Origin of the sequence: Nitrospira sp. MA-1, from assembly GCA_032139905.1 — a bacterium.
GTDB lineage: Bacteria > Nitrospirota > Nitrospiria > Nitrospirales > UBA8639 > Nitrospira_E.
In genome coordinates, this window is sequence record JAQJDB010000007.1 from 421,434 (window position 1) to 434,264 (window position 12,831).

General features: G+C 47.6%; 15 protein-coding genes. 9 read left to right on the plus strand and 6 right to left on the minus strand.

What is annotated here, in order from left to right; translation table 11 throughout:
- Positions 1–98: 98 nt before the first annotated feature.
- Positions 99–458, plus strand: coding sequence for a PRC-barrel domain-containing protein (locus PJI16_14665; GenBank protein MDT3778806.1), 360 nt, complete (start codon positions 99–101; stop codon positions 456–458).
- Positions 459–800: 342 nt separating this feature from the next.
- Entirely contained in the window at positions 801–1,151 is a 351-nt protein-coding gene (locus PJI16_14670) for a cupin domain-containing protein (GenBank protein ID MDT3778807.1), read from the plus strand.
- 47 nt (positions 1,152–1,198) lie between these two features.
- On the opposite strand, the gene PJI16_14675 is transcribed toward PJI16_14670, so the two are convergent.
- Positions 1,199–2,011, minus strand: coding sequence for a M48 family metallopeptidase (locus PJI16_14675; protein ID MDT3778808.1), 813 nt, complete (start codon positions 2,009–2,011; stop codon positions 1,199–1,201).
- Positions 2,012–2,368: 357 nt separating this feature from the next.
- On the minus strand, positions 2,369–2,839 hold the full coding sequence (locus PJI16_14680; GenBank protein MDT3778809.1) for a response regulator: 471 nt from the start codon (positions 2,837–2,839) through the stop codon (positions 2,369–2,371).
- A 582-nt stretch (positions 2,840–3,421) separates the two neighbouring features.
- Between PJI16_14680 and PJI16_14685 the strand changes: the two genes are divergently transcribed.
- Both PJI16_14685 and PJI16_14690 read left to right on the plus strand, forming a co-directional pair.
- Positions 3,422–4,102, plus strand: coding sequence for a PRC-barrel domain-containing protein (locus tag PJI16_14685; GenBank protein MDT3778810.1), 681 nt, complete (start codon positions 3,422–3,424; stop codon positions 4,100–4,102).
- 222 nt (positions 4,103–4,324) lie between these two features.
- Positions 4,325–5,785 (plus strand): glucose-6-phosphate dehydrogenase, encoded by a 1,461-nt coding sequence (locus tag PJI16_14690; protein MDT3778811.1) that lies wholly within the window; start codon positions 4,325–4,327, stop codon positions 5,783–5,785.
- A 36-nt stretch (positions 5,786–5,821) separates the two neighbouring features.
- Here PJI16_14690 and PJI16_14695 read toward each other — a convergent pair whose 3' ends face one another.
- The 3 genes from PJI16_14695 to PJI16_14705 all read right to left on the minus strand — a co-directional run bounded on the left by PJI16_14695 (position 5,822) and on the right by PJI16_14705 (position 8,400).
- The gene (locus tag PJI16_14695; protein MDT3778812.1) at positions 5,822–6,250 is read right to left on the minus strand and encodes an MgtC/SapB family protein; all 429 of its coding nucleotides are present in this window, start codon (positions 6,248–6,250) and stop codon (positions 5,822–5,824) included.
- 63 nt (positions 6,251–6,313) lie between these two features.
- Entirely contained in the window at positions 6,314–7,204 is an 891-nt protein-coding gene (locus PJI16_14700; protein ID MDT3778813.1) for a mechanosensitive ion channel family protein, read from the minus strand.
- Positions 7,205–7,221: 17 nt separating this feature from the next.
- Positions 7,222–8,400 carry an AI-2E family transporter gene (locus PJI16_14705; GenBank protein MDT3778814.1) on the minus strand — a complete coding sequence of 393 codons (1,179 nt, stop codon included), beginning with the start codon at positions 8,398–8,400 and terminating at the stop codon, positions 7,222–7,224.
- Positions 8,401–8,870: 470 nt separating this feature from the next.
- On the opposite strand from PJI16_14705, the gene PJI16_14710 reads away from it, so the two are divergent.
- The 5 genes from PJI16_14710 to PJI16_14730 all read left to right on the plus strand — a co-directional run bounded on the left by PJI16_14710 (position 8,871) and on the right by PJI16_14730 (position 11,665).
- Positions 8,871–9,164, plus strand: a complete 294-nt coding sequence (locus PJI16_14710) for a hypothetical protein (GenBank protein MDT3778815.1) — start codon at positions 8,871–8,873, stop codon at positions 9,162–9,164.
- Between the two features lie 83 nt (positions 9,165–9,247).
- Complete coding sequence (locus PJI16_14715; GenBank protein ID MDT3778816.1) at positions 9,248–9,421, plus strand: DUF1328 domain-containing protein; 174 nt, start codon at positions 9,248–9,250, stop codon at positions 9,419–9,421.
- Between the two features lie 119 nt (positions 9,422–9,540).
- On the plus strand, positions 9,541–9,834 hold the full coding sequence (locus PJI16_14720) for a hypothetical protein (protein MDT3778817.1): 294 nt from the start codon (positions 9,541–9,543) through the stop codon (positions 9,832–9,834).
- An 814-nt stretch (positions 9,835–10,648) separates the two neighbouring features.
- Entirely contained in the window at positions 10,649–11,101 is a 453-nt protein-coding gene (locus tag PJI16_14725; protein MDT3778818.1) for a hypothetical protein, read from the plus strand.
- A gap of 168 nt (positions 11,102–11,269) precedes the next feature.
- Positions 11,270–11,665 (plus strand): response regulator, encoded by a 396-nt coding sequence (locus PJI16_14730; GenBank protein ID MDT3778819.1) that lies wholly within the window; start codon positions 11,270–11,272, stop codon positions 11,663–11,665.
- 112 nt (positions 11,666–11,777) lie between these two features.
- Here PJI16_14730 and PJI16_14735 read toward each other — a convergent pair whose 3' ends face one another.
- On the minus strand, positions 11,778–12,713 hold the full coding sequence (locus PJI16_14735) for a hypothetical protein (protein ID MDT3778820.1): 936 nt from the start codon (positions 12,711–12,713) through the stop codon (positions 11,778–11,780).
- Between the last annotated feature and the right edge of the window lie 118 nt (positions 12,714–12,831).

A 12,831-nucleotide genomic window follows, 5' to 3' on the forward strand; every position in this document is an offset into this window, starting at 1 on the left:
TCCCAAGGGTTTATCACAGTTCGACCCGATGGGACGCCATGCTATACCGAATGAAACGGTTCCATATTATTCATTTAACGATTTGCAAGGAGGTCCGTATGACTACCAAAATTCGTCAGGTGCTTTCATCCAGTTCCATCACCGGTGACACAGTGCAGAATATGGATAGAGAAGACCTCGGAGAAATTAAAGATTTAATGATTGATCTGTCGGAAGGCCGGATTGCGTATGCCGTCCTTTCATTCGGAGGATTTTTAGGAATGGGAGATAAACTTTTTGCGATTCCCTGGGAAGCGTTGAGTGTGGTGCAGGAAGAAAAGGTGTTTCTCTTAAATGTACCAAAAGAAAAGTTGGAACAAGCCCCTGGATTTGACAAGGACAATTGGCCTGATATGGCTGATGTGACCTGGGGGCAGAGCATCCATGAATATTATGGGTACAATCCCTACTGGGGTTAAATACAAGGAGTGACCATTCTGAAGACAAACTTGACATTGGATGAATGCTGCTCAGAAAGAACCCGCCGTCCGGCGGGTTCTTTTTTTTCGAATCACACCTCCTCTTCAATAGTTGGGGTAGCGTCAATTTCCTTCTGAATTATCAAGGATTGACCCATTCCTTCCCGAATCCACAATCTTCTTCCGTGGTTACTCTAAAACCATTCCTGCAGGATAATAATTAACCAAGATTTCGATGGGTTCCGGCATGGATCACCAGAGATCAGCCAGGGTTTTATAGAGTTGGTGGGATGAATTCAAGCATGTAATCTTTTAATGAGGAAACACATCAACAGAGGAGGCATGGACATCTATGGCGATACCAGTGTTAAAAAAGTACAGGCGGATCATTCTCCCAAGGGTTCCATGGGACAGAAATATTTAGCCTCAGGTGTTGGATTGGCAATGCGATTATGGGAGGAATTACCAGTCGGGTACACACACGAATCATCTACCAGGGATTATGAAACAATCGGATATGTGATCCAGGGACGTGCTGAGCTTCAGCTTGAAGGGCAAACGCTTTTGCTGAATGCGGGAGAATGTTGGGTTGTCCCCAAGGGCGCGAGCCACAGTTATAATATTCTGGAAACCTTTACCGCCGTTGAGGCGACTCACCCTCCTGCACACATTCATGGGAGGGATGAAGTCTAGCTCCAGTTTGTCTTGGTTCCCCGTGGCGTTTTGGAAAACAAAGGAATTCAGCCTCCGACTGGGGGAAGGGGAGTGTCTGGAGCATGCTGAACCTTTTGATAAATTTCCAACGCCTCGGGCATCGCCTCTTTAAGACGTGTAATCCTTGTCTCATGGCTGGGATGGGTGGATAAAAATTCTGAGGGTGCCCCTTGGCTACCTTCCTGCATTCGTTGCCAGACCCGAACGGCTTCTTGAGGGTCATATCCCGCCTTGGCGGCAAGGAGAATGCCAATGGTATCGGCTTCGGATTCATGGGTCCGACTGTAGGGCAGGAGAACGCCGACTTTTGCTCCCAAGCCTAAGGCGGCCATGGTGGCTTGTCCTACTACCGGTCCCGCACCACTTGCGCCCAGCCCTACCGCCGCAGCGGAGAGCCCCGCTTGAGAAAGTACTTCCTGGCTCATACGCTCCGAACCATGGCGTGCGAGGGCATGGACCACCTCGTGTCCGAGAATGGCCGCCAGTCCTGCATCGTTTTTCGCAACGGGGAAGATTCCCGTATACACAGCGATCTTCCCGCCCGGGAGGGCGAAAGCATTTTTGGTCTGGTCATCTTTGATCACCGTCACTTCCCACTGGAATGCCTTGGCGTCTTCCGCAAACTTGGATTCTTTGGCGGCTTGAATAATCCTGTCCGCCACACGATTTACGGCTTCTTGTTCCTCAGCAGATTGAGATTGCTGGACCTTAGGATCGGAAAGAATTTGTTGAAAGGCCTGCTCTCCCATTTCTGCGGCCTGTGATTGAGGGACCACCACAAGTTGCGATCGATCGGTATACGGAACGGTTTCGCAACCCATGGCCATACCGGTCAACATACATAAAACACAGAAAAGTTTAACCTGCTGAAAACGAATTACGCTGAATGGGTTGGGCATTGGTTTTCTCACTTTATTGGCTAAGGAATTAAATTGAGAAAGATGAATTGATAGAAAATCATGAGGGAACCGGATAGTGAAAGGCAAAAGACAAGTGAATCATTGAAGGTAGACAAAATGTCTAAGCGCCAACAATCTATTCTCCTTTCTAAGATATCGGTTTCAAGAGAAAGGTTGGTTGGGGATTGAATGAGGAAAGAAGAGAGTCAATAAGAGGACGTTAAGTACTTCCATTTGCTATATGACGCCCCCTGCCACGATTAGGAATATCAACACCTTGCACAATATTAAGCTGGGCTATGGGTTCGCTTTGAGGGTCCCAATCCGATTGAGGGCCGTTTGCAAATTTTCAAGAGAAAAAGGTTTGACCAGAGTGGCGGTTGCTCCAACCGAGACAGCATGATCGATGAAGAAAGGATCGAAATGCGCCGTCATGAAAATGATGGGAATGGTGGAAATGCCGGATGTCGTTCGTACGGTATGGATGAATTGAAGGCCATTCATCTCCGGCATCTGATAATCACACATCACAAAATCGAACCGTGAGTAGCTCAATGCGCACAGACCTTCATGCCCATCATCCGTTTCCTGACACACATACCCCAACGAGGTTAATCGGGTTTTTAAAATTTCCCGATGATCCGGGTTGTCCTCCACGATTAAAATTCTGCCTTCAGGTGAATTCTCGGAGAGTGGCGGAAATGGACTGATGGGTTCCGACGAATAGATTGGGAATGACGATATTGTAAAATTCTTTATTGTGCTCATTTGCATTTTCCTCTCCGTAAGTGAAGGGTTGCTGGCAATTTCGGCCATTTTTGCCTGATCGTCATGTCTCTGCCGCTTACGAGGGGGAGTCCTCTCCTCTTTTACGATTATCACTATTTCATCAGAAGTGCCAGGGACAAATACGGCGGAAATATGGGTTCTTGTCTTTTTCGCATGGCAGGTGGGCGGAAAAGGTTCTGCCAAGCATAGGACGGTCGTTGGGCGGTTTCAGCAGTTACGCTATGACAGTTGAAAACCGCCGATGAATGAAAGCCCTCCATGTCTCCTATGCATGGTGAGGGAACTATAGACATTTGGTTTTTTGGGATGGTCGATTTGTCCATTGGCTGAATGTCGGCCACGTGATATTTGAGAAATACATTTAGCGATTGTGAACCGCATGCTGTTGTTAATTCCTATTTGGAAAACCCAAAGGTTCTTCAATTAATCGGCACATTCACAATTTGGAGAAGGGGGTCTGAAAAGTATTTGAACGTAAAGACGCTGCTCTCTCAAGCTGGTCGAGAAAGTCGTCAGCACGGAGATGGATGGAAATGGACCTAACCAAGAAAGGGGAAAGGTATGTTACGAGATCTCGATAAAATCAATAATTGCGTGTTACAAGGGACGGACGGGATTATAGGCTCCGTGGCCGATGTGTATGTGAATGACCAGACGTGGAAAATTCATTATCTGGCGGCTGACACCGGGAACTGGCTTCAGGGCCGCCATGTGTTGATTTCCACCCAGAGTTTTGTGCATCCCCATGAGGACATTGGGTCATTCCGGGCTTTAGTCAGTAAGGCTCAGGTCGAGGAGGCTCCTAAGTTTGAAATAGAAAAACCTATTTCCTGGGGAAAGGAACGTGAAATCTGCAACTATTATCGATGGAGTACCTATTACCCTATTGACGAAAGGGAACTTTCGGTATTTCCCGGACTATTGACCAGCGCAAAGGGTCTCAAAGATTTTTCCCTCCAGGCGACGGATGGAGAAATCGGAAAAATTATTAACTTTCTCATCGATGATGCCAATTGGACCGTACGGTATTTGGTCGTGGATACCTCGAAATGGTTGGCCGGCAGAAAGGTGTTAATTAGTCCAATGTGGAATAAATCCATAAATTGGGCAGAGAGAATGATGGTCGTGGACCTCAACCAGAGCCAAATTGAACAGTCTCCGGAGTATGATCCAGCTGCCCCAATCGAACGAGTCTATGAAATTAATCTGTATAAACATTACGGGAAACCACATTATTGGTAGAACAATTGAGAAGACATTCCAGGCCGGAATGAAGGAAGGATTCGTGAGAGGAACATCTGATTCAAAACATTCAATCAGGATAATACCCATGTGGCGATCCAGGCAGTCCCTCACGCTCCGATTCTTTTCCTGGTCACCCCACACATGTTCTTTTGCATATTGGTGGAGAGACCTGGTGCTACCCAAGGCTTACCTATTGCATTGAGGTACACAAAAGTCCTTATGTATGAACATCTGATTATTTTTGGAGCCACAGGGGACGTCACGAAGCGGTTTGTTTTTCCTGCTTTGGCTCACGTGTTCGCCAACCGGGGTCTTCCCAGGGAGCATAGAATCACGGGAGTAGGACGACGAGATTGGACGACTCCTCATTTTCAGGAGCATGTCTCCGAATTGCTCGATAACCATGAATCTTCATCACCCCCAAGATCCCGGGAAGGATTCTTGGAATCTTTGGACTATGCACGTGTACAGGATATTTCCGACCCTCGACAGATTCAGGCCATCTTTAGCCAGCAGGCAGGGTCAACGCTCCTCTATTTAGGGTTACCGCCACAGATGTTTCCGTCGGTGTTGGAAACATTTCGACACGTGACGTTACCGCCGGAATCCCGTGTCATCATCGAAAAACCGTTCGGGTTAAGCTATGCCCAATCAATGGAACTGAACGGACTTCTGCATCAGAAATTCCCTGAAGGCATGGTATTTCGTATTGACCATTTTTTAGGAAAGCCGGTGGTGGACACCATTCTCGGTCTCCGGTTTGCCAATCCTGTGTTCACCCCTCTCTGGAACCGTCATCACATCAAAAAGATCGAGGTGATCTGGGACGAGACGTTGGCGCTGGAAGGGCGTGCAGACTATTATGATCACGCCGGAGCGCTGAAGGATATGATCCAAAATCATCTCCTTCAGTTGATGGCTGTCCTGGCGCTGGGACCATTGGAGTCCATGTGGTCTCCTGAATTTCGGGATAAAAGAGTCGAATTGTTCAAGGCTATTAGAAAACCCTCAAAGCCTGAAATCCGAGCCCAGACCGTACGGGCTCGTTACGAGTCCGGGGAGATAGGTGGTGTGCGGATTCCCGGCTATGCAGAAAACAGGGGAGTGGTTTCAGAGCGAAACACTGAAACCTTTGCTCAAGTGACCTTGTGGGTCGATAATGAACGATGGCAGGGGGTGCCTTTTGTGTTACGTTCGGGAAAAGCCCTGGGTCGGGACCGACAGGAAATTCTGGTGCATTTCAAGGGTGGACAGAGAAGTACCGAATCCCTTCTTTCTGAAGAAGGCGGCAATATCTTGCGAATAAATCTCGGGAGCGAAAAAGTGAACCTTGGAATATTTACCATCCATGAACCCGGAGGAATTACACCTGAACCAATGAGGGTGGACGACCCAGTGTCGCCTGAACATCTTTCCCCCTATGAACGGCTGTTTCTCGAAGCCATGTCCGACAATTTGCGACTTTTTGTGCGAAATGACGAGGTAGAAGAGATGTGGAGCATCATGCAGCCCATTGCCGATGCGTGGGCCGAAAACCTCGTGCCCCTGCAAATTTACCGGGCTGGATCCTATGGTCCATCTATGGGAGATCAAGGCGAGGTTGCAGAGTCCAGAGAGTCCAAAAAGTCTCGAACGAAGGAGGAATCTCCTGCCCGCGACCCATCCTCCTCATATCTCTAGGATCCCATCCGAACTCTGGTGATGATGGTGCGACTGTTACTTGTTTTTCAACAACGGCATGAACCGGAATGTTAAAAAATTCAACACGCTTAGCACCAGGGCAATTTCGTAACGGTCCCAGGCCACGGCCATACCGATGGCTCCGGTATTCCAAATGCTCGCCGCAGTGGCAGTCCCGGCCACATTTCCTCTCTCTTTGAGGATGGCCCCTCCGCCAATAAATCCAATTCCGGTTAAGATGCCGTATATGACACGAGCTTCGGCATCGGTGGAATTCAGCACATTGATCCCTGTCAGCATATACGCGCAAGACCCGACTGCAACCAAAGGGAAGGTGCGGAGCCCGGCACCGCGCGATTCATGTTCCCGATCCCAACCGAGAGGAACGGCCAAAAGAAAGGCAATGAGCAGATGATACAAATGCGACCAGACCTGATGCCAGTTCAGATCGATTAATCCATCCATTGGGAATCCCTCATTTTGGAGGCCGGACAAGTTGGAGACGCTGGGACCTTCGGGATAAAAGTGTCACCTATCATGCGGCACGTCCTGTCCTTTCCGGTGGCGTGTGATCAAGGTCTCCAATGGTTCTTTAAATGTTAATGTGCGATAAGGGAATGGGATCTCAATCCCGGCGGAATCTAAGGACTGTTTCACCGCAGCCACAACCTTGTCCTTGGATTTTCTGATGTCCACCGGGCGGGACCCAGTCCACCAGGTCACCTCGAAGTCAATGCTACTGGCCCCAAAACCCTGGGCAAAGACTTGTATGTCTTTCTCCTGATTGACCGTGTCCAATCCTTCTAATGCGCGCCGGATTACATCGCGTCCAGCATTGACATCCTCTCCATAGGCGATGCCGCACATGATGGTGACCCGGCGCAAATCCCGGTCTGTCCGCACGATGACCGGATTTTTAAACAGCACGCTGTTGGGAATAACTACTCGTTGGCCGTCCGTTTGACGGATATGGGTATCTCGAATGGTGATTTCTTCTACAAACCCTTCCAGGTCCTCGCATTCAATGACATCCCCCAATTGAAACGGCTCGCGAAGGAGGATCAAGATGCCGGCCAGGAAATTTTCAAAAATATCCTTGAAGGCAAATCCAATGGCTATGGATCCCAACCCCAATCCTGTGAGAATTTTCCCCGGCGTTAAGCTGGGAAAGATAATAATGGCCGCAATCAATATTCCGACTATCCAAATGCCGATGTACACGAGTTTCTGAAGTAATTCCAGAAGAGATTCCCGTATGCCAAACCGAGAAAGCAGTCGGGTCAATAGGGTTTCCAAAGCCTTGGTGCTTAACCAGGTCAACGCAAGGATCACGATAGCTGAAATCACATTCGGAAGGTGAGCCAATGCCTGGCTTCCCATTTCCCGAAGACTGTTCAATATAATGTTGAGGGGTTCCATGTGTTATCCGGCAACAATCAGGTCAGACCTGAGGATTGAGGGGTAATAATTTTTCCATGCACTTCCGTAATATCTCCCGACTGAAGGCGGGGAATAATTAACTCCTTCGCCAGGATTTTCAAACAGGCCGCAAAGGGGATGGCCAGAATGAGGCCTAACACTCCCCCTAGAGCTCCGCCGATTAAGACGACGAGCAGAATCGTTGCGGCACTGAGGTCGGTGGACTGACTTTGAATCCAGGGCGTGAGAACCCAACCCTCAATGAATTGAACACCCAGATAAACTGCGCTGGGCCAGACCAGGACTTGCATCCAATAATCGTCGATAGAGGAAGGCCCCATGGACATATCTAAATATTTCAACAGGAGAGCAATAGGCCACATCAGGGTGGCGGCATAGGGAATCAGGCTCAACACGCCTGCGCAAAATCCCAGGAGAACCCAATAGGGCATTCCCACCAGGTACCAGCCACCTCCAAACATCCCGCTCATAATCAATGCAATGAGCAATCGTCCTCTGAAAAATTCTCCTATAGCCACGTCCATTTCTGTCAGCAGCTTTTCCCAGCGGGGATCGCCTTGAGATTCGAGCAAACGCCAAAAAGTTTTCTGGATGGAGGGAAAACTCCAGGCAAAAAAGAAAAAGTAAATGACGATTAATGAAAGGGAAAATAGAAAAGAACCCAGTGTCCCGATTATGATATTTGTAAAATAAAACACCTGCCCGGTTCCTGAGAAAAATGTTTTCAGCGTAGCGAAGGGATTACTCTTAATATTGGTGGAAACTTCATAAAGCCTGCGGGAAATGTCCTCGAGGTCCACCTCATACCGGTTGGCCAAAATGGAAAGATATGTCGGGACTTTTTCAAAGAAATGCCGTAGTTGATCGACAAGAAGTGGTCCTATCCACAGAACGAGGCCACTGAACAGCAGGCACATAATCATGGCCATGAAGGCCACGGCGACCCACCGCGGCAACCTCCAGGCCTGTTCCACGTAATCCAGTGTGGGGTCAGCCAGATAGGCCAAACCCAGACCAATCAAAACCGGAACAAGAATGGCCTGTAATTGCAAGCATAACCAGAGGAACCACACAACCACTCCGAGTAAACACAATTCACGAATGGCCACGACTTCCCAGAGATGCAGATTTCTGGAAAGTTTTCTTCTGGTCGTGGAGGGAGTCGGCAATGGCATACATTATGTCCGCAATATAAATTTTCACGCCATCAGTGATCGTTGGAACACGATCTCTGAGTCAGCTAGAGGTTTTCCTGGTGTACTCAAAACTTTCTACTAAACGCTGAGACAGCTTTGCGAGTGGCCGAACCTGCACGTGCACAAGAATACACCGGGCGTGTGGGCTCCAATAAAAAGAGGCGTAGAAAGGATGAGGCTATGTTCCCTCTGGTTCTACAGACCTTGCTTTTCCTACTTTCCATCTAAATCTCTAACAAAGTTCCTGTTGATCCTATATAGATAAAACCCAACCGTCTCACTCACAGATGTCTATTTAAAAAATAATCGTCTTGAGACATGATAGGAAAGTGAACGATTCAATTCCTGAATACGATTTCATAACGGGAGGAGTAAGTCGTGTACCGGAGGGGAGAGAAAATATGAGAGATTATCCAGACGCGGGGAGCCCTGATAGAGGGAGGCCGAGGGTGGAGTGGATTCGGAGAGAGACCGGGGGGTATGGGTTACACGGCTCCAAAGACCATCCGCCTGTCACACCACCTCCGGAACCTGAAAAAAAACGACCACCCATGGGTCCTCCAAACCGGGACCCTAAGCCGGAACCGATTAAGGATCCGCTTGTTCCCCCTCCGCCGGGAAAGGACCCTTTAGAGGAGCCCAAACCCATCGGTGATCCTCCTGATGAGACGGATCCTCCAATGCGTATGGGTGTCATGACAAGAGTTTGTTCTAATCAAGAGGCAGCGGATTTTTCCCCCTAAAGAGACAGAGTTCCATTCAGTGCCTACCGTCATCGCAGGATCTCTCATAACCATGACTCACTAGGAAGGAGCCTTCTATGACGATATTAAAATGGGCGGCAATTTTCTTTGTCATTGCGCTCATCGCGGGTGGATTTGGGTTTTCAGGGATTGCTGAGGGAGCTGCGGGAATCGCACAGGTATTATTTTACATTTTTCTCGCAATCTGCGTTGTCATGGTGCTGATCGGAGTATTTGTGGCCAAAAAAATTACATGAACCCGTTTGATCAACCGTGGAGACTTCAAGGAATAGGGTTCATTGGCTTTATTGACGATTCTGGCGCAAATAGGGAGGCAAGGCCATGAAGGAATCCGGGCCTAGACAAGAGGGATATTATGACCAATCACGAGAAAGCAAAATTGATTGCGCCCTGGATTAATCCTGCGGAACGGGTCACTGTCGATTTTAAAGATGAGATAGGGTTGAATGCTGAGGTCTTCGGGTGCACCGAAAACGTCGTCCATTTATTATTTCAAGAAGCTTTCCCACATATAAAAGAACAAATCACCATTCCGTTGAGAGAGGTGGAGGTTGGAGAGGATCATGGACGCTATACACGGGACCCCGATACACCTCTTCAATGGCGATTGCGTTTGCAGGTGAATCGAAATCGTCCTGAAGGCATGTGAAGTCTTGCCAAATTCACCCTTTCCGAACTCAAGCATGTCATCGGGACAAGGAAAATTGGACGATGTGGAATATCCTAGCAACAACTTGTCCATACAACATTCGTCTGGTGTCCGGTTATATTTAAAAGAAGGGCTGAGAAACATTGCCGTCAATAATAATTGTAATGTTTAGCAAAGGAGGATAATGATGAATTTGGTATCAGAAGCATGAATGAGAGGCGACAACGATAATGTTGTGGGGTCTGGGAATGTCCTGAGGGGCTAAAGCAGGATTATCCTGTCTGATGAAGCGCCGGGATTCTCTGTCATAAATTATTAACTTCCTAAGAATAAAGGAGCAGGAAAATGCCAATATTAGCGTGGCTGTTAGGCGTTCCTCTAAGTCTTGTCCTCGTATTATGGTTGTTCGGGGTCCTTACTTTTTAAATTTCCGTTTCACAGAAACGGATGTTGTGACAAGGGATTGTGCAAACCTACGTTCAACCTTGGGTTAGAGTCGATTATTCCTTATTTGTCACTTTAATCCAGTAAGCTTTTGTTGGACACTGAAACGGGCCTGGGACATTCCAGTGTGAGGAAATGTCCGGGCCCGTTTCTATTAAAAACCTCGGTGCGGGTTCGGATATATTTTCCGTTTACCCTTATACGCCCCTCATGCCACATATCCATGCGGCGCTGACAAAGGACAGGCTCCTAGAGTAATTAAAAAGAAATGTCCATTGGGTTAATGCCAAGTATCCTGTATATGAATAGGTCATTCTGATTTAAAAATGTCTGAATACCATTCATAACGAAAAGGGATTGGGAGACGCCGATGAAAAGGAATTTACTCCATGACGGATATGGTCAGGGACAAAGGGATCTGATCTTTTTGCCTTTTGTACTCGGTGCGTTAGTGTCAGTGCTGCTCTTCTCTTTTCAGGTGCCGTATATAGAAGCAACCTGTGGGACAGATCCCGCCCCAATGAACGTGCAACAGAAATGTCGGAATGAAAAGCCTCTTTTGGCCGGCTCCTCGGGGACGACGTTGATTTATTCATTTCAACCTTGGGGTGGTGTGAGGTTCGTCGATTCCGAAAGGCCTTTTATTCCTAGCCGGGATACTTATATCCTGACCCTGCTCCGGGGATCGGGGCCATATCCCTTGTCAACGGCCGAAACCATTCCTGTGGCTGCAGAATCAGAAATGCATATGACGCGGGAAGGCAGGCGTCCGACAGTGCAATTACTTCGATCAGGAAATCCGAATTGGATGACCACATTTTGAGAAATAGAGAAATGCTTTAATCACTGAGGCTGATTGTGAACTGAGGTCTGAGAACGAATGGTCCACTATTCTAAACGGTTCTGGCAGTTCCTTGCAGGGTGAATTCCGTATTTTTTAGCTGGAGCGGGTGTGCGGAAATGACTTACCTTATTAACCACACGGACTGTGATGAGTAAACTACTTATTATCGACCCCGATTCGGATTCACAAAAGACATTGGAACGTCTCTGTGATGGGTATGGAGTAGAGAGTGTCATTGCGGGAAATCTTTCAGACGGCATTTGTCTCTATACCCAAGGATCCATCGATTGTATCGTCATAGACTTATTTCTCGAACAGAAAAGCGGGTTTTCGTTTATTGCCGAAATCACCTCCCAAGACAGTCATCCTCTGATTATTGCAACATTTTCAGCCGCTTGCGCCCCAAAGTTCAATATTAGAAGATTTGCCCATTTGCTGGGGGCGTCTTACGCCTTCGAAAAACCCCTTAACCCCAGGTTATTTCTTCAGGCCATTGGTGATCTGGTGTCATACATTCGCATTGAGCGAGACAAAGGCTATTAAAACATAAGACGGTCAGGAAAAATTCGTCTACCACAGCTCTTCACGCTCTGTTCACCATATGTAATCGTGGTCCCATTCTTCTAAATATATTCAGATACCTGTTAGAGAAACGTTAGGCCATCTGCAGATCCCGAGAATAACGGTGCCCCGTTTTATTCCTCGAAGAAGGTTTTGACCCATGAGCCCCATGAGCCCGCCATGAAATCTCTTCATCCTTTAACGAATGAGGAGAAACATGAAAATTTAAAGTGATAGTGGGGTCGAGGAGAAATGAGTCGCCAATCCGGGTAATGACGTTCATACAGGAAAGGCAGAGAGGTAGATGCCACATCCGGTAATCAAATCCGTATCCCTCTCTGAGCATTTCGTGCCATTTGGAATCTTCGAGACAGGGATAGTACGGGGGGTCGCTTTTTCGATAAAAAGGCAACAATTCTTGTAAATTGTCCCGGACCTGTTGATTGAATAATTCAGGGTTGGCCCCTTGGTTTTCCACTAAAGATTGGACGTCTTGCGTGGTTAATCCAACCTCTTCTGTCGCTTGAAACCACCCCTTTTGCCGCCATCGCGCAAAGTTTTTATAAATGCGTTGGGTCTGGCCTTCTTCCAAACCGAGAAGGAATCCGACCTCGACCGGTTTCATACCATACAGGTGGTAGAACAGACAGATCAAACCGTCCCGACTCAGTACGGCTCGATTAAGCAGGCCATCCAAGTACCGGTACAAAATCGGATTGGATGTCGATGACGCCTTGGATTCCTGGGGTCTTCCAAAATAATCGGATATGAATCCATCCAAAAGCAGGGAAGGCCGGCAGGGGAGTTGGGAAGGACAGTATTCGATAAACCGTTCAACCAGATCAAAGGAAAGACGCAACAATAATTTTTCATGTGCCGAATTGTCCGCCCATTGCCCCATATCTTGCAAAATACGCCGGATATGGTTCGAAGAACGTTCGAGAAAGTAGGAAAAGTTTGCCGGAATGAACTGGTTGAATTCTTGAGGACTATTAATCACACCATTCATTGATGGAGATAAAGTTTTCAACGTCGGCCTCCTTGCTGGGGGATAAAGAATGAATGAAACATAAATATCATTTCTTCAAATCATGCCATCTGTCTTGTTGTACAAATTAACGAAATGATCCTCCATTCCGTACTGTTAA